This is a genomic window from Arthrobacter sp. ISL-48, assembly GCF_018613805.1.
Classification (GTDB): domain Bacteria; phylum Actinomycetota; class Actinomycetes; order Actinomycetales; family Micrococcaceae; genus Arthrobacter.
Window position 1 is genome coordinate 23,278 of record NZ_JAGGPL010000017.1, and the last position, 25,616, is coordinate 48,893.

Below are 25,616 nucleotides of genomic sequence, written 5' to 3' on the forward strand. Positions count from 1 at the left end.
TGCAGCTTGATCGTATTTATTCATTGCATTTCACCACTTGGGGGGCGTTGGTCGAGTAGCTCGGCTAAGTGCAGGCTCTTTCGGTCCGGGTCCAGCTGTTTGACCTGCATGGCGCAGCTGAAGCCGTCAGCAAGGACGGGGACGTCGGAGGCTGTTTTGGCCAGGGCCGGAGCGAGGGCTTGTTCGGCAACCTTCATGGAAGTGTCGTAGTGGTTGGCTTCAAAGCCGAAGTTTCCAGCGACGCCGCAGCAGCCGGTCGCCTCGTTGACGTTGGCGACGCCGAGGGCAGCCAATGCCTTGCGTTGGACTGTAGCTCCGAAGGTGGAGTATTCGTGGCAGTGGGTTTGCACGGTGACGTCCGTCGGTACGGCATGTGGTGTCCAGCCGCCGTCGACCCATTCCTTCACAGCCTCGGCGAAGCTGCGGATCCTGTGGGAGACGCGTTCGGCCGCTTCGCTGCCGAGCAGCTCGGGTGCGTCTTTTTTCAACGCCGCGGCGCAGCTCGGTTCAATCACCACGATGGGGGTATCGGTCCCGTCGTCGAGCTTCGCTACCGCTTTGCCCATGAGTTTCTTGGCGGTGTCCAGCTGGCCGGTGGAGATCCAGGTCAGGCCGCAGCAGGCGTCGGATTCGCAGCCGACGGTCCGTCCGGTGCTTTCCATGACCCGGGCGGCAGCGCCGGCCACTTCGGGCCTGAAGCCCTTGGTGAACGAGTCGACGAACAGGACAGCATCTGCCGGGGACGATGGATTGGCGTAGGGCGCCAGCTCTTTGCGGAGCATCGCGCGGGAGGCAAACTTCGGCATTTCCCGGTGCGTCGTCAGCCCGCCTGCTGCAGCCACAACCTTGCCCAGCGGGCTGGCCAGGACCAGGTTCACCAGCGGGCTGATCAAAGTGGTCAGTTTCAGCCAGCGCGGCAACCAGCCGAGCGAGAAGTGCGACATGGGGCGGAGCTTGCCCTCGTAGTAGTGGGAAAAGAACTCCGACTTGTACGTGGCCATGTCCACCCCGGCGGGGCAATCGTTGGAGCAGGCTTTGCAGGCGAGGCAGAGGTCCAGAGTTTCCCGGACGTCCTCGGATTTCCAGCCTTCGTCGATGCTTTTGGCACCGCGGACCATGTCCTGCAGAGCACGGGAACGGCCGCGCGTTGAATCCTTTTCGTCCCCTGTGGCCCGGTAGCTCGGGCACATGACGCCTCCGGCTTCGGACCGGCACCTGCCCACGCCAATGCAGGACTGGACAGCGTGGACCCACGGGTCAGCCCCGGCAGCCGCGGCTTCGACCGGACGGAGTTCAAAGTGGGTTCGCCACTCGCGCTGGGGAATACCTTCGTGCGCCAAGTTGGCATCAATGGGGTCCGCATCTGTCATGGATCCTGGGTTCAGGATGCCGGCAGGGTCCCAAAGTCCACGATAGGTCTCAAACGCTCTAATCATTTTTGGGGAATACATGACCGGCAGAAACTCTGACCGGGCGCGTCCGTCGCCATGCTCACCAGACAGTGAGCCACCGTGCCGCACTACGAGTTCAGCTGCGGTCTGGGTGAACTTGCGGAAGACGGCGCGGCCCTCCTCGCTACGCAGGTCATAAGTGATGCGGATGTGCATGCAGCCTGCACCAAAGTGCCCGTACATAATTCCGGTCAACCCGAACTCAGTTAAAAGGTCACGGAAATCGGACAGGTATGCCGCCAGGTTCTGCGGCGCAACAGCTGAGTCTTCCCAGCCTGCCTGTGATTCCCCGCCGCTTGCCGGCCGGGAGGAAAGTCCCGCCCCGTCTTCCCGGACCCGCCAGAGGGTGGCGCGCTGCACGAGGTCTGGAACCGCGCGCCCGTCCACCATCCGTCCGTTTGCCGCCAGCCGTTCGAGGAGCCGTTCCGCTTCCCCCGCTACCTGCTCAGGGTTGTCCCCGTCCAAGTCCACATAGAGGAAGGCCTTGCCTTCGGGCAGGCCAAGGACTGAATCGGGTCCGCGGCGCAGCTTCATCGTGTCCACGATGGCCTCGTCGATGCCCTCGACGGCGGCGGGGGAAAATTCCAAGATGGTTTCGATATCCCTGGCTGCGTCAACGACGTCGGAGTACCCGAGGCACACGAGGAGCGCGCTGGGTGCTTTGGGGACGAGTTTCATGCGGGCTCGGACGACGATCGCGCAAGTGCCCTCGGTGCCCACGAGGGCTCGGGCCACGTTGAAACCATTTTCGGGCAGGAGGTTCGCCAGGTGGTAACCCGAGACCTGGCGCTGGATTCGTCCAAGTTCTAACCGGAAACCTGCCAGGTTGTCCTTGGCGAGTTGCTTGAGGTCTTCACCCAGCTCGAAGGCGCGTGAGACCGAGAACGCGTCGGCTGGGTCAGTTGCCCGCAGGCCGGTCGCTGTAGCGGTCAACTGTGCACCGTCGGAGGTGACGACGTCGATCTCCAGCACGTGATCGGAGGTGCGACCATAGCGTACGGAGTGGTTGCCGCACGCGTCGTTCCCGAGAGAGCCGCCGATGGTTGCGCGGTTCTTTGACGAAGGATCAGGTGCGAACGTGAGTCTTCCGCCGGTGACCCCCTCGGTCTCAAGGGTGAGGTGGGAGAGGATGACGCCGGGGTCGACGTCGGCGTTTTTAGTTGCCTCATCGACGCTAATGATGCGGTTCATGTAACGGGAGAAGTCCAGAACAATGCCGGGGCCGATGGCGTTGCCGGCCATGGATGTCCCGCCGCCCCGGCTCACCAGCGGCGTGCCGGTTTCCCGACATGCGGCCACTGCAGCGACAACGTCCTGGCCGCTTCGTGGGAAGACCACGGCAACAGGCGGAACTCTGTAATTGGACGCGTCATAGGAATATGTGGCAATGCGGTGGCCCGTAACTTCGGCAAGCACGCCCGCCGCTTCCAGCCGGGCAAGGACCGGTGCACGTACCGGGGTGGAGAGGACATCTTGGGTCATAGCGTTATCAGGCTCCAGTTTCGGTCCCGACAAAGACAGGCACGCACGTCGAGATATGCAGTATTGAAAGAAATTTTAAAGGTGACAAACCTGTCCAGTTGGAGAGGACCATCTCCCTGAAAGAGCACGTCTGCCCGCAGCAACCTTGGCGTGGTCTGGCGAGTATCCGGTCATCAGGGCGTGCGGATCACCAACGTCGACCATGCCTACTCCTTTGCACATATGACAGTTTCATCCGCTCTGCGGCCCATGCGCCACGCTATGACGACTGCTCCAGCGACGCTACTGGAATTGCACCAATCCCCTCACACAAACTCTGGTGAAAGTCTTGGTAGTGGGTTGGCCCATGCGGCATGAGCGCATCCCCGGATTAGCAGCGTGTAAGGGCGAGCGAAGCTCTATCAAGGAAGCTTCCCGGTATCCCCCGCGATCCGTTGTCGCTGGCGATGGAACTCCTCTATTTCATCAAGGCGGAGGCACACCGGCTCAATTGGCCGTTTCACCGAAAGCACTTGCTCGGTGGTATCCAATTCCGCAAATTCGTCGAGAATGGCCAGCGTTGGGGGTAGGAGCTTAAGTCTTCCGGCGGCTTCGTCCAGCTGGAGCTTTCGGACCGGCATCCATCGCGACGACGTTGCCTCCGTCGTGACATGCTTGGGCTCAAGTTCAGGCCCAATGGCAGTGACAAAGAAGAAAGTATCGAAACGTTTGGGAAAGCCTTCAGGTGTGATCCAGTTTGCCCATGGGACAAGAGCTTCGGGTTGCAGGACAACTTCGCATTCTTCTGCCACTTCACGCACGGCGGCGGATAAGAGACAAGCGGTAGTGTGACGCGCCTTCGTTACATCGGCGCCAACGCTGGTCCGGCTCCAGGCGAATGCCTGAGAGTCCAATAGCTTTCGGCTGAGCGCCGAAGGCAAGGAGTCAACAGCGTCGAGCCTGCCTCCTGGAAATGCGACCACACCAGCAGCGAAATCCATGGTTAGGGCCCTGCATTGGACAAACACTTCAATTCCGTGCAGGGAATCCCGCATCAGAACCACGCTTACCGCAAGCCGCGAAGCCGGTGGTTCTGTTGAGTTCACCTCCTCAGCCGCGGTACCGCTCATCGATTCCTCCGTCTTCATGGCGTGTACGCCGCCGATCGATACAGCAGCACAACCCAGAATCCCTCTTGGCAGACTTCACCTCGCTGATTGAGTATCTGAAGTCTGGTTTTCACAATGCCCCGGTCCGGCTTAGTCGCAGAAGGTCGGAGCTCTACTACTTCTTCCCGTACGGCAATGGTGTCGCCGATGCGTACAGGGGCAATGAGGTTCCAGTCATGAATGCCCAGAAATGCTATGGCCGAACGTTCCTTCCAGCCCATTCGCATTTCCAAGCCAAAAGCGATCGCAAGAGTCCCCGGACCATGGAAAACCCGTTCTCCAAACTGAGTACCACGGGCATACTCCTGGTTGGTGTGCAGGGGGTGCATATCCCCCGACCACGTCGCGAAGGTGACCAGGTCCGTCTCTGTAATCGTTCGCCCCTGAGACGACCACGAATCTCCGGTTTGGAGATCCTCAAAGAATCGAGTTGTTGAAGGGATCAGACGATTCTCCGCTCCTGCATCCATCTTTGCTCCTGTTCGGTTACCGCCTAGGATTTTGAAGGCTCCCAGCCAGCTTCGAGTCGGTCCGCTTCAAAATTCCGGCCAGTGATCCCCTCATATGATGCTGAATCTCTCGGGACAATCCGGATTGGCTTCCCGGCGGAGAGTTCTTCGGATACGTGTGCGATAACACCAGGGAGGGTCGAAAGCAGGGCAACGCCTGTTCCTTCTTCGGGTGTGAAGCCAAGCCCCAGCAGTATCGCGGCCATCACACCAACGTCATTTATCGGGATGTCCGACTTACCTGGGAGTTTCGTGAAGGCCCTGTGCACTGCCTCGTACACTTCAGCCGCCTGATCCCACAAACCTTCCTGCAGAGCAATCGACCGGAGCCGTTCAGCGCGGGGATCAACAACCTTGAAAACAGGATGTCCCAAACCTGGGATGCGTTCCTTTGCTTCACGCATGCGGTTTACCTTTTCCTCGGCGAAACCTTCGAGTGAGAGGCCGGATCCCAGAAACTCGGCATGCGTAGCGAGGATGAAACGGCCGCTGTCCTCAGTCGCCAGCGTGTGCTTCCCCACAGAAAGACAGGCAGCTGACATGCCGATAGCCATACTTGGATTGGCGGAGACGGCAAACCGCGCAGCCACTGTCCCCGGCTTTTCAAGACCATAATCCAGGATCCCGCTGAGGACCGCGTCCAGCGCCCGTATCTCATGCGGGGTCGGAACCCGACCGCGAATCAGCAGAAAGATGGCTGCGGTGAAAGGGATTTGTCCGATTAGGTCTTCAAGGTCATAGCCGCGAACATAGACATTGGTGTCAGTGACCTGGCTGACAGAGGATGACCAATAAGCCCCAGGCTGGTCTGCAGTATCCGTTTGCAATGTTTCTCCCGAACCGTCAAGTGTCTCAAAAGGGCCTGCGGGGCAAGGCAAGAGACGAGCCAAGCTCCAAAGTATGTCGGCCATGTCATTGAACTTTAGAATCCACCGCATCATCCCGGCATTGGAGATTTTCTGAAGCCGTGGCGTCTCGGCGTAGAAAATACTGAGGCATCTGCGCAACCGCTCTCACGGATCGATCAAGCAACGAAAGCCCGTGCCCCCGATTGGTGCCGGGGTCCTCCAGCGTACGGTCAGCCGGAGGACCCGGGGTTTAGGGCCGGCACAACCGCTACGCCGCAGGGTCTGTTATCTGAGCGCGTTGATTTGCCGGTATCTGCCGACTGAACCGAGTAGTTTTCGGGATCGAAAGATCAGTCAAGTAGCGCGATCTGGCGCGGCCTTGGCTTGAAATGACGTCAGTTCCTCGTGTTGCGTGCCTTCTCAGAATGGAAGAGTCGTCCCTGCGACCTTAGAACGAGGAGGCGGCTACCGGCTCCAAAATTATTTCAATGGCGTGTACGCAACCCTAGTCAAAGTACAAACGAGGGGTGGAGTGGCCCGTGCTCTTCCACCTTCCGCGAGTCCAAAAGTGGAAGGCTCAGATTGCCGAACCTGCAGCTCAACTCCTGTAGCTTCCACGACATCGATGGCAAAAAGCCGTGAAGATGACAGTTCTATTCGGACGATCCCAACCGTAATTTGTAAGGCATGGGAAGCAAAAGTGTAATTATCACCGGATCCGGATCTGGCATCGGCCGGGCTATTGCCCAGGCATTCGTCGAAGCAGGCTACGAAGTCTATGCGAGTGACGTTTCAGAGGAACGTCTAGCGGAGACTCGGCAAGAACTCGGCTCTCCGGACTCACTCCACACGAGGGTCGTAGATGTTAGCGACTACCACTCTGTGTCTGCCTTGGTGGACGAGGTTGTGGACAAGACGGGCAAGCTCGACGTTATGGTCAATAGCGCGGGAGTCTTCGACGGGTATGCGGACGTGCTCGAGACGACGCCCGAGTTGTGGGCCAAGATTATTGGAGTCAACCTGACCGGAACCTTCTTCGGCTGCCGCGCGGCAGCACAGGTTATGACGAAGCAGAACTCCGGCCGAATTATTACAATCGGCTCCGTCGCCGGCCAAAGGGGTGCAGCAGACGGTATCTCCTACGTCGCATCCAAGGCTGGCATAGAGGGTCTTAATCGACGTCTCGCCATCGACGTTGCCCCTCACGGGGTAACGGCCAACGTTGTCGCCCCAGGAGTCATCAAGACAAACCTTCGTGCCACTTCCGAGGAAATTCTAGGTGATCTCGTCTCAACGCAGCAGCGGGGCATCGGAGTGTCTCCCGAAATCATGGACTTCCTCATTCCAGCAAAACGATCGGGTGAACCCTCAGAGGTGGCGAGCGTAGTACTGTTCCTCGCGTCCGACGCTGCCGGTTATGTAAACGGTCAAACTATCCAGGTCGATGGAGGCTGGAACGCGACGTAGTTCTGCCGGCGACATGGCCTGCTAGCAACAATTACCCCACCAGGGCCCCTGTTGGGGCCAACATGACTAACCGGAAGCCAAGATGAACTTGGACTCCGAAAGTGAAAGGTGTCTTTGTGATCAAGACAGCATTGACGGAGGCCCTCGGCCTCAAATACCCCGTCTGCTCAGCTGGCATGGCGCGTGTCGCTCAGGCCGGACTCGTCACCGCGGTCAGTAACGCGGGCGGCTTGGGATGCCTGGGCGGCGTCAGCTTCATGCCGGATGACCTTCGGGCCGAAATCAAGAAGATCGAAGCTGGAACCGACAAGCCCTACGCAATTAATCTCCTGCTGCCGGACTCACTCACCACCGAAGATGAAACACAATGGGCGCCAGTGCGCGAACTGTGGAAATCACTTTCCGGAGCCGACCAAGAAAAGATGGCAGGTGTAGAAGCGCTTTTGACGCCGGGGGCCGTAGCAGACCAGGTGCAGATCGTTCTGGACGCGGCACCTTCCGCGGTTGTTTTGACGTTCGCTACACCGGATTGGTTCATCAAAGAGTGTAAGGATCGCGGAATCACGGTGTTCTCGCTTGTCGGCTCAGTGGGCAAGGCACAGGAAGCTAGTGCAGCGGGTGTTGACTTTATTGTCGCTCAGGGCAGTGAGGCCGGCGGGCACACAGGATACGCATCTACTATGACCCTCGTCCCTGCCGTTATTGATGTGGTGGATCAGCCAGTCCTGGCCGCTGGCGGCATCGCCGATGGCCGCGGGCTGGCCGCCTCACTCGCTTTAGGTGCAGCAGGAGTCTGGGTGGGAACGCGCTTCATTGCCAGCCCCGAAGCTTACGGGCACGACAATTTCAAGAACCGAGTGGTGGGAGGATCCTTCAAGGACAGCACCATCACCTACTCATACAGCGGTAAGCGTATGCGTGCATTCGAGAACAAATGGACCTCGGAATGGGAGTCTTCGGATAAAAAACCCGCAGGCTTCCCCGGACAATACGCCGTCGCCGGCACGCGCGTCGAAACAGGATATCTGGACGGAGACATGGACTTCGGGATGATGCCGGTGGGCCAGACCATGCAGCTTGTTCACGAAATTCTGCCTGCTGGTGAGATCGTCGAGAATATGGCATCAGATGCAGAAAAAATTCTCCGTCGACTTGCGACTGGAAACTAGCAAGCATCTCAATCGTCAAATCCAAGAGGCCCGTTGAGTCCGGCCAAACCGGCTCAACGGGCCAGTTGGAATCTTCCAACCATTAAATGAGAGTAGAGCGGATATGAATAAATCGTCGCCTGAGCTAACGGACTGTGTCTCCGCGCTGGAATACATCGCCGATCAATACCCTGAGAAAACAGCGATTGTCGACGGCGACACCTTCACCAGTTATAAGGATCTCCAGGCATCGATCGAGCGCCGCTCAGCCGTACTGCTTGCGGCCGGCCTCAAGCCGGGTTATCGGGTTGCCCTCGTTGCAGAAAGCTCAGCCGATTATCTTTCCACAGCCCTCGCTGTATGGCGCAGCGGCGGCGTACTGGTTACTGTCTATCCTTCCAGTGGTCCAGAGGACCTGGAATATTCCATTGCCACGAGTGACCCTGCGCTCATAATCATCTCCGAAGGCGTTGATCGTGCGCATATCACCACTGCGGCACGAAATGCCCCAATTGTCGATATCGTTGACTTCCACGTTACTGAGGTTCGGCACGACGCCCTACCCAACCCTGAGGGTCTTCGCGAACCCCTGTTCATGATCTGCTTCTCGTCAGGCACCACGAGCCGTCCGAAAGCGATCATGCTCTCAGCGGCAGCCATATACAACTGCGCAAACACCTACGGCGAAGTATGGCACCTTTCGCCCGAAGACAAGGCAATAATCTGTCTGCCGATGGCCTGGCTCTATGGGCTTGCAAGCACATCCCTGGCCGTCCTACTACGCGGCGGGACAGTTGTGATAGTCCGGCGGGCTCGTCCAGACATGATAGCTCCCGCCATTGAGGAGCATTCCGCTACATTCCTCGCCGGTGTGACAGCGACTTTCGGAAAGCTGGCGCAATACGCTGAACTCCGAGGCGGTGATCGGCCGGCTTTCCCATCACTTCGACTTTGCATCTCAGGCGGAGAGCCCAGGAACGAAGTGGCTTTCAGCCGCTGGGAGGCCCAGACTGGACTACCAGTCCTGGATGCCTATTGCGCCTCCGAATGCCTGCCCCTGGTGACTTACGACCCCGTCGCGAACCCAACTCCCCAACCCGGGTCGGCAGGCAAGCTTGTGCCGCGGTCGAAGCTAAAAGTTCTCGACGCCGACGGGGCGGAAGTTCCGGTCGGGCAGGTTGGGGAAGCCTACTCGACTGGACCGGGGTTGATGCTCGGCTACTGGCGTGACGAAGAACAAACGCGGACAGTCATCACTGATGACGGCTGGTACCGCACCAAAGACCTTGTTCGCGTGGATGAGGACGGTTTCGTCTACGTCGTTGGGCGTCTCTCAGACGTCATCATCCGCGGCGGAACAAACATCTCGCCGGCGGAAGTTGAGCGTGTACTTCAGCAGCATGCCTCTGTTGGCGAAGTGGCAGTTGTTGGTCTTCCCGATGACGTGTACGGCCAGCGCGTGGTAGCCGCCGTCGTCCCCAGGGGCCTGGCGCCTCTTGACGAAGCCGAACTGAAGGAATTCGCCGCGGCCCGCCTGTCGTCGTACAAGGTCCCAAGCGAGTTCATCGCCGTCGACTCCCTCCCCGTGAATTCGACAACCGGCAAAGTCAACAGGCGGGACGTGGCCACGCTGTTGACAACGGAAAAGAGCCAGGGCCGGGCATAAGAGCCAGCTTCATACGCCGGCGATTCACGATTCGGAACCCCTCATACGTGTTGCATCAAGACGAAGTTAGGACATGACGAAATGAACCTCGACAAGGCCGGTGTGGTCGTTGTGGGCGGCGGAATAGTGGGCGTATCAACCGCCTATTTTCTTGCTTCAAAAGGGCACGATGTTGTGCTTCTCGAGCAGCGGGAACTTGGTCACGGGGCTTCCGGGCGAAATCTCGGATTCCTTCACATGCAGAATCGTCACGGAGACTACGCCGTCGAACTGACCCGTGCAGGTAGGGCCCTGTACGACGACTTTGCAGATATCCTCGGGCCATCTTTCGAATATAGAAGCAACGGCGCCATGACGTTCTTCTACACGGATGATCAGCGGCGGGTCTACAAGGAATTTGTAGAAGCTCGGATCGCTGACGGATTCAAAGCCGAACTCCTGGACGACCAAGCCGCTCACGAAGCCGCCCCGATATTGCCGCCCGATGTTATTGGGGCAACGTTCAGCCCGGAAGATGGACAGATTCGTACGCCGAAGTTTGTCCGCGCCCTTGCGCAGGAATGCCGAAGGCTTGGCGTTCGAATTCATGAGAACACACCGGTCCTCGGACTCCTAAGGAATGGCTCGAAAGTCGTCGGAGTACGAACAGTCGGCGGAAGCGTTCCAGCGGACAAGGTCGTTTGGGCGGGTGGTGTCTGGTCTACGATGCTCGAATCAGAGGGCGTAACCGTACCCATCAAGCCACACAGGCTGGGTGCTGTCCTTCTGGCTCCTGTAGAAGAGAAGCTCGATAAAATCCTGAATGGACCGCTTGCTGCGAAGCAATACGCCCACATCCGGAACCTCCCCAGTTACAGGGACGAGTACTTCACTTCCCCTTCAGAGGACCAATCACAGGGCCTCGAACACATGGAGTGTGTGGCCAAGACCGAGGACGGGAACCTATTCATAGGCTGCCCGATGGACTATCCCGACCAACTCGACGACAAGATGCCTGCCGCCGGTCTAAAGCTGGCCATCGATTCATTGCTGACAACTTTCCCTAACTACAGGTCGCTTGGTATCGAACGGGCCTGGGCTGGCCTCGTCCCCGCCACGGCTGACTCCCTCCCAATCGTTGACGAGGTGGAGGAACTTCCCGGGCTGATTCTGGCCACCGGGCACGTCTACGGCAACTTGGCCGGCCCGATCACGGGAAAGCTGGTAGCCCAACTGATCTCAGGCGACCGCCTCAGCCACTCCCTCGAGGAACTTTCCCTCTACCGGCCGTCCCTGACGACCCCGGTAGACGGAGTCATTCGCTATTAGCTCTGGCACTCACCCCGCCACCAGAGCACCAGAGCACCAGAGCACCAGAGCACCAGAAACTATACGGAAGTGAATCAAACATTGACTACTCACCTACTCGGCACGACCAATCAGTCAGCCGTGCGCTACCTGGAAGAGCTGGATCTCGGACAGCAGTGGACCTCCGCAGGAAGAACCGTCACGGAGTTCGATGTCGTAACCTTCGCCACATGGTCTGGAGACATGCACCCGCTGCACACCAACGAGGAGTACGCCAAAACAACAGAATTTGGCACCAGGCTCTTTCATGGTCCCGGCGCACTTTCAATTGCCTTTGGGCTGGAAATGGCACTGGGATGGAAGAACGGTTCAGCAATCGCCTTTCTGGGGATAGACAACTGGAACCTCCGCGCCCCAATCCGTATTGGCGACACCATCAGTGTTCGTGAAGAAGTGATTGGCATTAAGCCGTCTGCCAGCAAGTCTGACCGGGGAGTTGTAACTACCCGTGTTCAAATTCTGAACCAAGACGGTGTGATCTGCCAGGAAGGCGACTGGATTGTCCTCCTATCCCGTCGCGCAGTCTAAGCAGCCTTTACCTAACATGACATTCGGCGAGGTTGAGTTCCCCTTGCCTGCAATAGAAAGTTGCTCGTAGTGCCTCTCCATCTACCTGACGGCAAACGACTCGCCGTTTCCCTAAGCCCCGATTTTGATGCCCAGAGCGTATGGCTAGGCACTTTTCGCTCAACCTCCCAGTCCTTGATGTCCCGCGGTGAATTCGGTGCCCTCGTCGGCGCGCCCCGACTTCTCGACGTCTTCCGGCGCTATGGAATCACTACGACATGGTGTGTGCCCACACACACCATGCAAACATTCCGCAGCTCAGTGGATGCAATTGTCGAGTCCGGCCATGAGATCGGCGCTCACGGCGTCTACCACGAATATGTGCCCTCGCTCGATCGAGCCGAGGAAGAGCGGCTGCTGGAACTGCAAATATCCCAGCACGAACAGCTCCTGGGTATGCGTCCCCGCGGATACCGCTCACCCGCACTGGACGTTACCGACAACACCCTCGATCTCCTTGCCAAATACGAGTTTGATTGGGATTCGTCACTAATGGGTAGGGACTTCGAGCCTTACCGGCCCCGGATGGTCGTGGGCGTTAGCGAGGAAGCGGGAAACACCTTCGGCCCAGAGAGCAGCGTACTTGAGTTCCCTGTGTCTTGGTTCCTCGACGATTTCCCGGAACTTGAATCCTTTAAGGGCAGCCCGCTTATGCAGAGCAACGAGACTGTTCTGGCTCGCTGGATTGACAGTTTCAATTTCGCATACGAGCGATGCGCCGGGGGCGCAATGACCTGGACACTGCACCCGCAGACCATTGGACGAGCGCACAACCTAGTAATGCTCGAAAAGTTCCTCGACCACGTCACTTCATTCGAAGGTGTATGGTTTCCCACTCTTTCCGAACTCTTTGACTGCTGGCAAGACGACACCGCGGCAGCGACGACTTCCTCGCCCGCCGCTTCCAAGCCTGCTCGGAATGACCACGCTCCGCTAGATAGGATGCTTCCTTGATCAGGATTCTTCTCATAGGTCCCCCGGGAGCTGGCAAAGGTACGCAGGCCACCTACATTGCAAAGAAGTTCGGGATCGTCAGCATTTCCACGGGAGACATCTTTCGTGAAAATGTCAAAAATCAAACCCGGTTGGGCCAAATTGCTAAATCGTACCTCGATGCAGGGCAATTCGTACCGGATTCGGTCACGAATGAGATGATCCGTGTGCGTTTGGGGCAGAACGACGCACACAACGGATTTCTGTTGGATGGATATCCGCGCACCCTGGGTCAGGTGGACTATCTCGATGAGGTGCTTGCAATTAAGGGCCATGTAATTGACCTCGTATTACAGCTCACTGCTGAAACGGAAGAACTGGTCCAGCGATTGCTGTTGCGGGCCGAACGTGAAAACCGCTCCGACGACACCGCGGAAGTCATAAGAAGCAGGATGGAACTGTATTTCGACCAGACAACCGCCGTTACGTCCCGGTACAGCGAACGCGGCATCGTGACGGAGGTGGAGGGGCTCGGCAGTATCTCGGAAGTATCCGGCAGGGTTTCGACCACCCTGGATCTTATGCTCGGATCGTCGTCAAGGCAGACCACCGTGGCGGCCGGTCGCGGCGTCGAGCGGACGCTGCTGGTCTAGTTGCCACCCCAGTTCGCAAAAAATTGGGGACCTACTCTCCGTGAGACAGGCCCAGCCTCCCGGAATCAACCACGAAGAGCCGCCTTTTCCGGCCCAGCCGGCCTGGTCGGAGAGCGTGACTGTGACAGGTTTGGATGGCCCCGGTAGGACGGTTATTTTTGGCCCCACCCTGTGACTCGCCGGTGCGGTTGTGACGGCTATAAGTGGCCCCGGCTGAGTCTTGTTCCATCTGTTGGGATCAGACTGCTGGAGGGCCGGATGGGTGCACGGGTGGAACTGTTCGCGAGGATTCGCAGGGACGCCAGGATCGAGGATCTTTCGATCCGTGAGCTGGCACGTCGCCATGGCGTTCATCGACGGACCGTGAGGATGGCACTCCAATCAGCTGAGCCTCCGGAGCGGAAGCCCGTCAAGGTGTCTCCTATCGGTTGACGCCTTATCAGTCCGCAATTGACGCAATGCTGACCGAGGACACGACGGCGCCGCGGAAGCAACGCCATACGGCGCGCAGGATTTTGGCCCGGCTTGTTGAGGAACACGGGGCAGAGGACTTGTCGTATTCAACGGTGCGGGACTATGTGCGGGTGCGGCGTGCGGAGATTGATGTTGAGGCCGGGCGCCGGGTGGAGGTGTTCGTTCCGCAGGAACATGCCCCAGGGGCTGAGGCGGAGGTGGATTTCGGTGAGGTCTGGGTAGTCCTGGACGGGGTGAAGACCAAATGCCATATGTTCGTCTTCCGGTTGTCCCATTCCGGCAAGGCCATCCACCGGGTTTACCCCACGCAGGGCCAGGAAGCATTCCTCCAAGGCCATATCGAAGCTTTCGAAGCGTTGGGCGGGATCCCCACCAGACACATCCGGTATGACAACCTCACAAGCGCTGTCACCGCGGTCGTGTTCGGTAAAGGCCGACAGCGTCAGGAGAACGAGCGGTGGGTGCTGTTTCGCTCTCACTTCGGCTTCGATGCGTTCTATTGCCAGCCAGGGATCGCCGGGGCCCATGAGAAAGGCGGCGTTGAGGGAGAAGTGGGCTGGTTTCGACGTAACCATCTTTCGCCCATGCCTGCCGCCGAGTCCCTGGATCAGCTCAATGACCGGATCTGTGGATGGGAAGCGAACGACGACGGCCGGCGGATCAATGACAGGATCCGGACCATCGGCCAGGATCACGCCTATGAAAAGCCGTTCCTGGCTGCTTTGCCGGCTGAGGCTTTTGATCCGGGTCCGGTGTTGAGTCCTCGGGTGGACAGGTCCTCGATGATTACCGTGCGGATGGTGAAGTACTCCGTGCCGGTGAGATTCATCGGCCGGAGAGTCCGGGTTTCCCTTCGGGCCTCTGAGGTTGTGGTGTTTGAGGGCCGCACTGTTGTGGCCAGGCATCAGCGCGTAGCGGCCAGGTCCGGCCACGTGATGCAGCTGGATCATTATCTGGAGGTCTTGAAGAGTAAACCGGGTGCGTTCCCGGGCTCGAGTGCTCTGTCCCAGGCGAGGGCTTGCGGGACGTTCACAACCGCTCATGAGGCTTTCTGGGCGGAATCGCGCAAAGTCAACGGGGACGCCGAAGGGACCCGTGAACTCGCGGCGCTCACAGAGAGTTGAAAGTGCAGCGAGTTGTCAGCCTCACTCAACGCCGCCTCGTGGATCCGGCAGCGGTTATCGCTGGGCTCCCCCCTGACAGTCGGCCGGTGCCCTCAGTCACCGCCTATGACGAGTTACTCGCCAAGCGCACCAAAAACCCTGAGCCCGCCGCAACGTCCTCGAAGGAGAACATCTCATGAGCCCGACAGCAGCATCAGCGGCGGTCACTCCCACTCTGCGCCGTCGGCGCGGCCTGACTGAACAAGCCGCTGTTGCGGCGGTGGACCAGGCGTGCCGGCGTCTGCGTCTGCCGACTGTTCGCGCGGTTCTTGATGAGGCCCTTTCCGTTGCCGGCAAAGAGCAACTGAGCTATCAAGGATTCCTGGCCGAGCTGTTGCTGGCAGAGTGTGATGATCGGGACCGGCGCTCTTCCATCCGCAGGGTCAAAGCGGCGAACTTCCCGCGGGACAAATGGCTCGGAGACTTCGACTTCGACGCGAACCCGAACATCAATCCCGCCACCATCCACACCCTCGCGACCGGAGACTGGATCCGCAAGGGATCACCGCTCTGCCTGATCGGCGACTCAGGCACCGGAAAATCACACCTGCTCATAGGCCTCGGCACTGCAGCCGCGGAGAAAGGCTACCGGGTCAAATACACGCTGGCCACACGACTGGTGAATGAGCTGGTGGAAGCCGCCGACGAAAAAGTCCTGGCCAAGACCATTGCCAGATACGGGCGCGTAGACCTGCTCTGCATCGATGAACTCGGCTATATGGAACTGGACCGCCGCGGCGCCGAACTACTCTTCCAGGTCCTCACCGAACGAGAGGAGAAAAACTCGATCGCGATCGCCTCCAACGAGTCCTTCTCCGGCTGGACCAAGACCTTCAGCGACCCACGCCTCTGCGCGGCCATCGTGGACCGCCTCACTTTTAACGGCGCCATCATCGAGACCGGCACTGACTCCTACCGGCTCGCTCACACCAAAGCCCAACAGGACCGGTAGGCGCAACAAGGGAGGCCGGGTTGACCTCGATATTGCCGAAGGACGGGAAGCTTCACTGAGCCCGGTTACCGTTTCCGAGCCTTTCCCCCACCCCGGTTGGTGCGTGCCGGGAAAAGGAGTCTCTCACGCCCGGCACGCACGACTACTCAGGACTGGCGGTTAGCCTTTCGATGAACTCGTCCGCCTGGACCAGGTTCCGCGCCATCTTTGCCCGCTGATGGACGGCCCTCTCCAGGAATCCAGCCAGCGTCACTGATCGTTCAGGGGTGGCGATGCCCGGGGCCGCAAGGAGGGCAAGGATTTCAGCCATTTCCTCGAGTGAGAAACCCAGGGGCTTCATCTGCTTGATGACCATGAGGCGTTCGAGATCATCTTCGGAGAACACCCTGAACCCGCCGTCCGTCCGCGCCGTCGCCGGGAGAAGCCCCACATCGTCGTAGTGGCGGATGGTCCGCAGGGACAGACCTGTCCGCTCCGCCAGTTCACCGATGTGCATGGTGTTGGTGCTGCTGGTCTTAGCCGTCATCAGAGCTCCGTCCTGTTCAAATTTAAACCCTACCATCACGTTAGGGTAGGGTTGAGTAGCAGGGTGAGACCTTCAAAACTAATTCCCCCTCTTCCCGGCGCGGCGCTGCGCCCCCTCATTCATTAGCAAAACGAAGCCGCAGACGCGCGTCTTCTTGACCATGAACGGAGCCAGCAATGGCCGTCACCAAAGCCGAACACCCGCCGGCGTTCACCCCCGAACAGCTTCAATCGGTCCGCGGAACCCTGATGTCACCGCGCCGGCTCAAGACCGAGGTCCTCGCCGGCCTCGTCGTGGCCCTGGCCCTGATCCCGGAAGCGATCGCTTTCTCGATCATCGCCGGCGTCGATCCGCGGATCGGGCTCTTCGCATCCTTCACCATGGCCGTCACCATCGCATTCGTCGGCGGACGCCCTGCCATGATCTCCGCGGCCACCGGCGCTATCGCCCTGGTCATAGCCCCACTGGTGAAGTCCCATGGCGTGGACTACTTCGTCGCCGCCGTCATCCTCGCCGGCATCTTCCAGATCATCCTGGGACTCTCCGGAGTCGCGAAGCTCATGCGGTTCATTCCCCGCTCGGTCATGGTGGGCTTCGTCAACGCCCTGGCCATCCTGATCTTCATGTCCCAGGTCCCCGAACTCCTCGGTGTTCCCTGGCTGGTCTACCCCCTCGTCGCACTGGGCCTGGTGATTGTCTTCGGCCTGCCCAAGCTCACCAAGGCCGTCCCGGCCCCGCTGGTAGCAATCGTGGTTCTAACCCTCATCACCGTCTTCGCCGCCGTCGCGGTCCCGACCGTGGGCGACAAGGGCGACCTGCCCGATTCCCTGCCGACACTCTTCATCCCGAACGTACCCTTCAGCCTCGAAACGCTGCAGATCATCTTCCCGTTCGCCCTGGCCATGGCCTTCGTCGGCCTGCTCGAATCCCTGATGACGGCCAAACTGGTCGACGACGTCACCGACACCCGGTCCCACAAGACCCGCGAGGCCTGGGGCCAGGGCGTTGCCAACATCGTCACCGGGTTCACCGGTGGCATGGGCGGCTGCGCGATGATCGGCCAGACCATGATCAACGTCAAAGCCTCCGGCGCCCGCACCCGGATCTCCACTTTCCTCGCCGGCGTCTTCCTGCTCATCCTCGTCGTCGCCCTCGGCGACGTTGTGTCGCTGATCCCCATGGCCGCTCTTGTGGCAGTGATGATCTTCGTTTCCGTGGCCACTTTCGACTGGCACAGCATCCGGCCACGTACCTTGAAGATGATGCCCAAGAGCGAAACCATCGTCATGCTCGCCACCGTCATCGTCACCGTAGCCACCCACAACCTGGCCATCGGTGTGGGCGTCGGTGTCCTCGTCGCCATGGTCATGTTCGCCCGCCGGGTAGCTCACTTCGTCACCGTCGAACGTTCAGTCAAGCCCATCGACGGCCACGAAACAGCCACCTACGTCGTGGACGGCGAACTGTTCTTCGCCTCCTCAAACGACCTCTACACCCAGTTCGAATACGCCCTGGACCCCGAGCACGTCGTCATCGACATGCACGCATCCCACCTCTGGGACGCATCGACCATCGCGGCGCTGGACGCCATCACCGAGAAATACCACCACCACGGCAAAGACGTAAAGATCATCGGCCTCAACGACGCCAGCGCCCTCATGCGCGAACGCCTCGGCGGCAAACTCGGCGCCGGACACTGAACCAGCGCGTGATCCACAAGAGCTCCCCTTCCAACGTAGAAGGGGAGCTCTTTACATGTGGGGATGCAGATCACGGCAGCGGACATAATCCGCGCAGACGCACGATACAGCGGCGCACTCAAGCTTGTCAGGAGAGTCCGTGGTCTTGGAATGCCTGTTTGATCTGATCCACAGTTGGCAGACCTGCGAGCCCCTGCGGCGTCTGGTAGATACGACACGACAAATCGCTTACAGGTGCCGCTCCAGGAAAAATATCGACGCCATCGAGGGTGATGGTGGGTGAACCACCAAATGGCATCCCCTTTGAATCCGAAGCCGTCTCGACCACCGTGAGGATCACCTCGACGCCAGGGAGGTCCAATTCCGACAACGCAGCCCTGACGCGTTCGCCAGCTTCCACTGAGTTTGGACATCCATCGATACACAGCAACTCAACCTTCATGAATTTATTGTCCCCGTCCGAGGGGATTTGGCTCACTGAAAAGCGACTTGCCGGGGCCAACTACGACCGTCACGCCGGGGCCAAAAAGACTTGACACGATCATTAGCGTTTGACCCGGTCGTAGACGCCATTCATCTGCCAGGTGCACGAACTACGCCGGCTCGTTCGGCGGATGGCCTCGAGTAGGGCAGGACATCGCTTGCTTCGACGTCCGATGGCCTACGGCTTCGTCCAGTGTCACCCGACGACTTGGGCCGCGGCTGCTGAATCCGTCCAAGCTCAAGGGCTGTCAGTGCCAAGAAGACGGAAGAAACGGCACCAGGTTCCCTCAAATTGATGCCCAGGATTTCTTCAGCTTTAGCTATCCGGTAGCGCAAAGAGTTGTGGTGGATTTGCAGAAAGTCGGCCGCGGCATTGATGTTTTGAGCATGTTCAAAGTAGGTCTGAAGACCCTCAACAAGCAGTTCCCGTCCCTCCAGGGGCTTCAGGAACTCCTGGGCCCATTTGATCATCTTGTCGAAACCCACGTCAGCGAAAAGCCTCGTTGCGTAGTTGAAGTCTTCGTAGGCCATAACTTTAGGACCCCGCGAATTGCGGCGAAGGGTCCGAACCGCCAGCTGCGCATCCTGGTAAGAGTCCAGAATGTCTCCTAAAGCGTGCACACTCCGGCCAATGCCAATGAGGGCGCCTGGGAGTTTCGAGCCTTCCGCCACGATCACACGCCGGAAGGCCTGAACGCTGCACTGCGCCGCTATGGTTAATGTCTTGTCCTTGGCGGTCATGAGGTACGCGATGGACTGCGACTCCAGCGCTTTGCCCAAAATTTCCGACAGATCCTCAGTCGCTGGCAACGATCGCGATCCAACTGCAGGACGAATGGGCCGAAAAACAATGGTCCGCAAGTCGTCCGCAAAAGACAGACCGAAAGCCGTGATCCGGGCAGCCAGTTCGGGATTGTGAGGCTCTCGGCGCAATGCCAGCGCTTCCTCAAGCACTGCAGTGCGTATGGCTCGTTCTTGCTGTCGGGCTGCTACGGCCATTCGCTGGCTGGCCTCCACTAGGGTTGCCGCCACGTGGGCCGCGGAGGTTGAATGGCTATCCGGAAAATTCGCCCGCCGGGCTGTGACGACGAGCCAACCGAAATGCGAGTCAGCCTCGTCAGGAGCCGAAATTCTGGCTGCCACCCCCCGCCATCCGTCCACGTCCACGTTCTGGGAGTCGGCCGAGGTGCGGCCGATCTCTTCAAACAGAAGCGACATAGGTGTGGGACCGGTGGCATGGACAGTCTTACCGAATCTGTCGATCAGGACTGCGGTGGCATTACACACGTGCGCCAAGCGGGATAGTAGCGCCGGAATCGGCTCAGTTTCCGTCATCGCCTGACTGAGGGCCCTCTGCAAGGAAGCCAACCTACGGGAAACAGACTCCTCAGGCATCTGCATCGATCGGGAAAATGACATCACGACGTCAGCGACGTTCAGGGCTGGATCAACGGCGATGACAACGTGCTGCTCCCCGACGGCTTCGATCCCTTCAGAAAGGGATGACTCGGACGCCGTAACGAAAATTACTCGTCCAAGCCCGTGGTGGGTGGCCGCAGCCAGGTCACTAAAGCTTTCGGCACCTGGGCATATGACAACCACATCCATGTCGGCTGGTAAGTCTTCCGGCTTCAGCAAAACAACAGCGCCGCGAACCTGCCTTGACTGCTGGGAAGCGGCCCCCGCGACGAGCTTCGCAGCAGGACCCAAGTCGGCGAGAACAGCTCCAAGTGGAATGGAGGTCGGATCATCTATCATAGGGAACTCTTTCGGGAAGAGACCGGGACGGGCGGCTGGCCTCGCCTACCGCTTTCGCCCAGACTAGACCAGAAATTTAGCCCTCCCCCTGTAAGAATTCTAATGCTCTTCGAGGAACGTTGGACAAGAAACAATTACACCAGTGCCGGTGGGCTCCTAACGTCGCAGGTAGAGACTCGAACACCATACGGCTGGCATATGGGGCCTGCTTGCTTTCCCTGGCGTGTAGGTCATGTTGCATGGGCTTGACCTCTGGAAAATCAAGCGTCAAGGACTTCTCACCCTGCTATCGGATTCGTCTATCTGGAAGACTAACGAAGAGGGCCACAGGACAGCCCCGAGGAAGAAGGTATCTTGCCATGAGCGCTGACACACTTGCGACAGGTGACATTGTCGTCATAGGAGCAGGAATTGTGGGGCTTTGTACCGCTTGGGAGCTGCGCAAGCGGGGATTCGACGTCGTCGTCGTGGAGCAGCGGTTTCCTACCTACGGTGCTTCCGGACGAAACCCGGGCTCCCTTTGGCTGCAGACGCGGCGCACAGGGGACGAACTGTCACTCGCTAAAGCCGGCAAGGAAAAGTACCAGGACTACTTAAGCGAACTTGGCGACGTGTTTGACTATCGCAACCAAGGCGGCCTTTTTTTCTTTGAAAGTGAAGCACAGGGCCGTGTTCTTGAAGACTACGCTGCCGACCGTCGGGCAGCTGGCCTGGATGCAACCCTGATCAGTCGGGAGGAAGCTCAGAAACACTGCTCCATCCTTCCGGACGGTGCTCTCGGAGCCGTCTTTTGCGCCGATGATGCCCAAATAGATGGTGTGCAGTTCGTCAACGCTCTGGCTAGCGCCTGCGTGCGGGCCGGCATCCGCACTTTTGAAAACACCTCTGTTCTTTCGACCCTGCGAAATGGCGAAACCGTAACAGGGGTCCGCACTGTCCGGGGCGAAATTCACGCATCAGGCGTGGTGTGGGCAACGGGCGCTTGGTCAACCAACCTCAGGGCCGAGGGGATCGATGTTCCGATCGGCACCGCCAGAGTAGGTCAGATGCTGACTCAACCCGTAGACACGCACTTGAACGCCATAATGCATGGACCCAGGGGAGTTTACGGATGCGGGGCGCTTACTGACCTTCCAACTTATGACGCCGCGGTTTTTCCTCGCCCAAGCAGCTCCAGTGCTGGAAAGGGCCCGGGCGGGACGTCTGGGTCCTCGTTCGTTGACTATGACGACTCGATCGCCCAAAACCGCGGAGGATCAATATTCATTGGCAACAGTTTTGACGGACGAGGCTCCCTCAATCCCCACATCAGCATTAACGCTACAAACGCGATGGTTTCCACAACCTTGGACAGATACTCAACCCTGGCTGAATACGGCGTCACCGGTCTTTGGGCCGGTCTCGGAAGCGAAACAAGTGACAACCTGCCCATCGTCGATCGCGCTGACGGCGCCTATATCAATGTCGGTCACGCATGGGGCATCGCAAGCGGGCCCATCTGCGGCCAGGTAATGGCGGAGGTCATCGCCGGGGAGGCCAGCGTCTTCGCTGGTGCCTTGAAAATGAACCGGCCGGCCCTGAGAGTCGCGGGAGAGTAGCCTTCCAGTACTCGATTCCCTGTCAGAAGCCCTAGCGGCTGGCTCAGTCGTCCTGACCTTTGGCCTAAGAACCAAATCATTGACCACCCTTTCGGAATCCTTCTAGTGTTCAGCCCTTCGACGCTCCATTAGCGTCTATTGCATGAGTCGGCCCGGCACATGGATAGCCACAAAAACGCCATGCACCACCTGAAAGTTGCGTCTACGACCTGCCGACCAACTCGTCCGCGACCGCGGGAAGAACATAAATGGAAAAATCGCCGATCAGAGACGGCCGACTTCTCAGACAGGAGATTCCTATGACCAAGGCGTCACTAAAGGTAGCCACCGTTCAATTCGAGCTTCGGCCGGAGAGGACCCTCCAGCAATATCTGGATCATATGGAGGGGCTAGTAAAACGCGCTGCGGAGCAACAGGCCGAACTCGTGCTTTTCCCCGAGCTCGCAAGTACGGGGCTTCTCGCAGCTGTCACCGATCATGAAGTCACAACCGCCACAATCACATCGGACTATTGGAAGTTCCTACCGGAGTTCACGGATGACATCGTTGAGGGCATGCGCAGGATGGCCCGGGATTACAACATCGTGGTTGCTGGTGGAAGCCACAACCGGGTCGCCGAAGACGGCTCGCTGCGCAATACCGCGTACATCGCGCACCCGGACGGTCGCATCGAATCCCAGGACAAAATCCACCTCACACCTCAGGAGCATGCTCTCGGCGCCCGCGGCGGCGATGAACTCCTAGTGACAAAGGTTGGGCCGTTTACTGTTGGCCTCCTGATCTGCGCGGACATCCAGTTCCCTGAGCTCTCACGCTATCTTGTCCACAAAGGCGTCGACATGATCCTTTGCCCTTCCCTCACTTGGAACCGGCGGGGCGTCCACCGTGTACGTACCGGATGTCAGGCGCGTGCTATTGAGAACCAACTGTACGTCGTGATGTCTCCGCTGTTCGGTACAAGCGGCATTCCGACCGATTCCCCGATGTTCGCTGTGGGCAGGGCCCTTATCGCCGGGCCCGTGGACAAGACAGTGGGAGTCAACGACGGGATCCTGGCCACCACAGCATCAGCCGACGAAGAATTGCTGGTCGCCGACTTGGACCATGACCTGTTGGTTGACTCACGGGCGAAACCCGAAGCACCCGGCCTGGCACTTCGTAGGCTGGATCTGTACGCCAAGCTCCAGGCAGAAATGGGAGCCTGATGCCGCTGTACCAGCATCGTGTGAGGAACCACGAGGTGGACTCTCAGGGGTTTCTCTTTAACAGTCGCTATCTTGAGGTCGCCGACGTAGCAATGACGGAGTTCTTCCGCAGCATTGGTTGGCCCTACCCGAAGCTGGTCGCTGAAGGGACGGATCCCTCGGTTGTCAGTGCAGTTCTTTCTTTCAAATCCCCCGCCTACTTCGACGACATTCTCAACGTTGATGTCAAGTGCCGAAACGTCGGGAATTCCAGCTTCGCGATCGACGTATCGATTGCTCGTGGTGGAACGGAGGTGGCGAACGTCGAACTCGTATACGTCAACGTCGACGCAGCTCAGGCCCGTTCTCGACCACTTCCGGAAGCCGTCGCGCTGGCACTCCATGGCGCTTTGCAGGGCTGATTCACGTCTCTGACCTGAATTTCTCCGCCCTTTTTATCAATCCAGCACAGCCAGATACTACGTCTCGACACGACGAGCTGGCCATCGAAGCACGAACTACAGCGTTAGGAGCCCTCCATGGCAATCTCTTTGAACCACAAACCCGGATTTAATCCCAAAAACGTGAACGACTTTGGTCCGGCAAAGATCGAACATCGAACGGCCGGCAGCCAGCTCCAGCAGCTTGGAACATACATCATGACCTTTGAGGAAAACGGCTTCAGCGACCCCTGGACCGTTCAGTACGAGGAAACAATCTATGTCATCGAGGGCCAGGCCCGGCTGGTCATAATCGATGGTGAACACAAGGACACCCTGACAGGCGATGCCGACGAATTGCTCGTTCTTCCCAAGGGAACCACTGTCCAGTACAGTGCAACCCCCGGCACCCGGCTCCTTCTTTCCATTAGCCCCGTCCACTGGCGCGACGCAGGCGTTGAGACTGAATCCCGATGATGGAAGATACATCCAATACAGGTCTGGCCGCGATCAATAGGGGAACATCTCCCCGGGCTGGGACACCAGCGTCTAACACTCCCTGGGGACTGTTAGAAGAAGGGCAAGACGTGGTTCTCGGAAATGGGAATCACCGTTTTGCCGGAAAAGTAGATGCATTGAGTTTGGACCGGAATATCATCTGGGTTACATCATGTATTGGGGGAACGGCGCCTCTTCCATGTAGCTGACGGTTACGAAGTGTTTCTCTTTAACATCGCTACTGAGCATCGGACAACGGCTCAGGGATGACTGTGATGTGTTTGTGTATGTCAACATCCTCAAGGGTCCCGTCATATTGCCTAAGACAGGATCCTGCCGTCCTACCCCTGTACCTCTACCGAACCTTTGCAGTCGCATTTCTCGCTCGTCCGCTCTGCGGCATGTTCTTCGGATAGCTGGTGACTGAACCGTCCCGGGAATCATGCCGCCTGTTTGTTGGCGGCGTCGTCGGCTGACGGGCCGGTTTGTAGATCATAATATGTTTGCTCATGTTCCTCTGGCGTCTGGTGGTCCAGGGCGGAATGCAGGCGTTCGTTGTTGTACCAGTGGACCCACTCGAAGACGATCTCCATCACGTCGGTTTCGGTCTTCAGCGCTCCGGTGCTGAACGGTGAGTCCTTTGCGACGGCCTCGTTTTTGAATTGCCCCATCACGGTCTCGGCGGCTGCATTGTCATAGGCATCGCCCACGCTTCCAATGGACGGCTGCAGGCCCTCCAGGGCCAGGGTGTCGGTGTACCGGATGGAGGTGTACTGGCTGCCGGCGTCAGAGTGATGGATCAGTCCTGTCGGCGCCGGTCGGCCGGTGTGTTCGCGCCGCCACAGGGCCATCCGCAGGCAGTGGTCGACGAACGCGGTGTCCTTGATGGTTGAGGCTTCCCAGCCGACGATCGCCCGGGAGTACAGGTCGATGACCAGGGTGACGTAGACGAATCCGGAGTAGACCGGGATGTAGGTGAAATCAGCTACCCAGATCCGGTTCGATGCCGGGGCACAGTGAAGTCCCTGTTCAGCAGGTCGCCTGCGCGGCGGCCGTCCTTGGGGAAGCCGTTGCGGCGCAGCGACTGCGTCATTTTCCGCCGTCCGTAGATGATCTCGGGCCGGGGACGTCCCTTCGCATCGGGGACTTTCAAGGCCCGGAGCGCGTCGGTGATGCGGGCGTCTTCGAGGGTGCGCAGGGCTGGCAGGCGTTTCTTCCGCGCCCGGTAAGTTCGTGCGGCGACCTGCACGCCCTGCTCCCGCAGGACGGCACAGATCGACTCGACCGCATAACCAACAGCGCGCGCATTTCGTCGATGAATCGACAGATCAGCGGCGGCGAGGGTCGAGCTCCCTCGCGAAGAGAATCGAGGCCTGTTTGAGGGTCTCGTTGGACTCTTTCAAGTCCCGAACCTCAGCCCGGAGCCGCTTGATTTCCTCCAGCTCGTCGCTGCTTGGTCCGGTCTTCTCACCGGCGTCTTCCTGGGCTTGACGACCCAGCGGCGCAGCGATTTAGGACCGACCCCGAGCTTCGGCGCCAGCGCCTTGCAGGCAGCATAGACAGACGGGTACTCGGATAACCGATCCACGTTCATGCGCACTGCTGTCAGTGATGGTCGAAA

At 59.0% G+C, this 25,616-nt stretch carries 20 protein-coding genes and 2 pseudogenes; 14 read left to right on the forward strand and 8 right to left on the reverse strand.

The window, feature by feature from the left end; all coding sequences use genetic code 11:
• Positions 1–20: 20 nt before the first annotated feature.
• The 4 genes from J7E83_RS14985 to J7E83_RS15000 form a co-directional block, all read right to left on the reverse strand.
• The gene (locus J7E83_RS14985) at positions 21–2,933 is read right to left on the reverse strand and encodes an FAD-binding and (Fe-S)-binding domain-containing protein (protein ID WP_214963606.1); all 2,913 of its coding nucleotides are present in this window, start codon (positions 2,931–2,933) and stop codon (positions 21–23) included.
• A gap of 401 nt (positions 2,934–3,334) precedes the next feature.
• Entirely contained in the window at positions 3,335–4,060 is a 726-nt protein-coding gene (locus J7E83_RS14990) for an NUDIX domain-containing protein (protein WP_251043913.1), read from the reverse strand.
• Positions 4,057–4,551, reverse strand: coding sequence for a MaoC/PaaZ C-terminal domain-containing protein (locus J7E83_RS14995; protein ID WP_214963609.1), 495 nt, complete (start codon positions 4,549–4,551; stop codon positions 4,057–4,059). Before J7E83_RS14995 ends, J7E83_RS14990 begins: the two co-directional genes overlap by 4 nt.
• 23 nt (positions 4,552–4,574) lie before the next feature.
• Positions 4,575–5,531 carry a citryl-CoA lyase gene (locus tag J7E83_RS15000; protein ID WP_214963612.1) on the reverse strand — a complete coding sequence of 319 codons (957 nt, stop codon included), beginning with the start codon at positions 5,529–5,531 and terminating at the stop codon, positions 4,575–4,577.
• Between the two features lie 594 nt (positions 5,532–6,125).
• Here J7E83_RS15000 and J7E83_RS15005 point away from each other — a divergent pair.
• From J7E83_RS15005 to istB, 9 genes and pseudogenes are all read left to right on the forward strand, one after another.
• Positions 6,126–6,905: an SDR family NAD(P)-dependent oxidoreductase gene (locus J7E83_RS15005; protein ID WP_091423005.1), complete on the forward strand. Its 780-nt coding sequence runs from the start codon at positions 6,126–6,128 to the stop codon at positions 6,903–6,905.
• 116 nt (positions 6,906–7,021) lie between these two features.
• Complete coding sequence (locus J7E83_RS15010) at positions 7,022–8,074, forward strand: nitronate monooxygenase family protein (RefSeq protein ID WP_214963615.1); 1,053 nt, start codon at positions 7,022–7,024, stop codon at positions 8,072–8,074.
• Positions 8,075–8,177: 103 nt separating this feature from the next.
• Positions 8,178–9,719: a class I adenylate-forming enzyme family protein gene (locus J7E83_RS15015; protein WP_214963618.1), complete on the forward strand. Its 1,542-nt coding sequence runs from the start codon at positions 8,178–8,180 to the stop codon at positions 9,717–9,719.
• A gap of 81 nt (positions 9,720–9,800) precedes the next feature.
• Positions 9,801–11,027 carry an FAD-binding oxidoreductase gene (locus J7E83_RS15020; protein WP_214963620.1) on the forward strand — a complete coding sequence of 409 codons (1,227 nt, stop codon included), beginning with the start codon at positions 9,801–9,803 and terminating at the stop codon, positions 11,025–11,027.
• Between the two features lie 69 nt (positions 11,028–11,096).
• Entirely contained in the window at positions 11,097–11,594 is a 498-nt protein-coding gene (locus J7E83_RS15025) for a MaoC/PaaZ C-terminal domain-containing protein (RefSeq protein ID WP_214963625.1), read from the forward strand.
• 177 nt (positions 11,595–11,771) lie between these two features.
• Entirely contained in the window at positions 11,772–12,587 is an 816-nt protein-coding gene (locus tag J7E83_RS15030; RefSeq protein ID WP_214963628.1) for a polysaccharide deacetylase, read from the forward strand.
• Positions 12,588–12,592: 5 nt separating this feature from the next.
• The gene (locus tag J7E83_RS15035) at positions 12,593–13,219 is read left to right on the forward strand and encodes an adenylate kinase (protein WP_214963658.1); all 627 of its coding nucleotides are present in this window, start codon (positions 12,593–12,595) and stop codon (positions 13,217–13,219) included.
• Positions 13,220–13,477: 258 nt separating this feature from the next.
• A pseudogene (gene istA / locus J7E83_RS15040) lies at positions 13,478–14,996 on the forward strand (IS21 family transposase).
• Positions 14,993–15,808 carry an IS21-like element helper ATPase IstB gene (gene istB / locus J7E83_RS15045; protein ID WP_214963631.1) on the forward strand — a complete coding sequence of 272 codons (816 nt, stop codon included), beginning with the start codon at positions 14,993–14,995 and terminating at the stop codon, positions 15,806–15,808. Before istA ends, istB begins: the two are co-directional and overlap by 4 nt.
• A 142-nt stretch (positions 15,809–15,950) precedes the next feature.
• On the opposite strand, the gene J7E83_RS15050 is transcribed toward istB, so the two are convergent.
• On the reverse strand, positions 15,951–16,334 hold the full coding sequence (locus tag J7E83_RS15050; RefSeq protein WP_214963634.1) for a MerR family transcriptional regulator: 384 nt from the start codon (positions 16,332–16,334) through the stop codon (positions 15,951–15,953).
• Between the two features lie 176 nt (positions 16,335–16,510).
• Between J7E83_RS15050 and J7E83_RS15055 the strand changes: the two genes are divergently transcribed.
• Entirely contained in the window at positions 16,511–18,034 is a 1,524-nt protein-coding gene (locus tag J7E83_RS15055; protein ID WP_214963637.1) for a SulP family inorganic anion transporter, read from the forward strand.
• Positions 18,035–18,161: 127 nt separating this feature from the next.
• On the opposite strand, the gene J7E83_RS15060 is transcribed toward J7E83_RS15055, so the two are convergent.
• Positions 18,162–18,476, reverse strand: coding sequence for a thioredoxin family protein (locus J7E83_RS15060; RefSeq protein WP_214963640.1), 315 nt, complete (start codon positions 18,474–18,476; stop codon positions 18,162–18,164).
• A 131-nt stretch (positions 18,477–18,607) separates the two neighbouring features.
• Complete coding sequence (locus J7E83_RS15065; RefSeq protein ID WP_214963642.1) at positions 18,608–20,275, reverse strand: CdaR family transcriptional regulator; 1,668 nt, start codon at positions 20,273–20,275, stop codon at positions 18,608–18,610.
• 359 nt (positions 20,276–20,634) lie between these two features.
• Here J7E83_RS15065 and J7E83_RS15070 point away from each other — a divergent pair, with 359 nt between their 5' ends.
• From J7E83_RS15070 to J7E83_RS15085, 4 genes are all read left to right on the forward strand, one after another.
• A complete protein-coding gene (locus J7E83_RS15070; RefSeq protein WP_214963645.1) occupies positions 20,635–21,873 on the forward strand; it encodes an FAD-binding oxidoreductase in 1,239 nt (412 codons plus the stop codon).
• A gap of 299 nt (positions 21,874–22,172) precedes the next feature.
• Positions 22,173–23,078, forward strand: coding sequence for a nitrilase-related carbon-nitrogen hydrolase (locus J7E83_RS15075; protein ID WP_214963647.1), 906 nt, complete (start codon positions 22,173–22,175; stop codon positions 23,076–23,078).
• Positions 23,078–23,479 carry a thioesterase family protein gene (locus J7E83_RS15080; RefSeq protein WP_214963649.1) on the forward strand — a complete coding sequence of 134 codons (402 nt, stop codon included), beginning with the start codon at positions 23,078–23,080 and terminating at the stop codon, positions 23,477–23,479. Before J7E83_RS15075 ends, J7E83_RS15080 begins: the two co-directional genes overlap by 1 nt.
• Before the next feature lie 117 nt (positions 23,480–23,596).
• A complete protein-coding gene (locus J7E83_RS15085; RefSeq protein WP_214963651.1) occupies positions 23,597–23,974 on the forward strand; it encodes a hypothetical protein in 378 nt (125 codons plus the stop codon).
• 461 nt (positions 23,975–24,435) lie between these two features.
• Here J7E83_RS15085 and J7E83_RS15090 read toward each other — a convergent pair.
• Positions 24,436–25,589, reverse strand: a pseudogene (locus J7E83_RS15090) (IS3 family transposase).
• Positions 25,590–25,616: the final 27 nt, after the last annotated feature.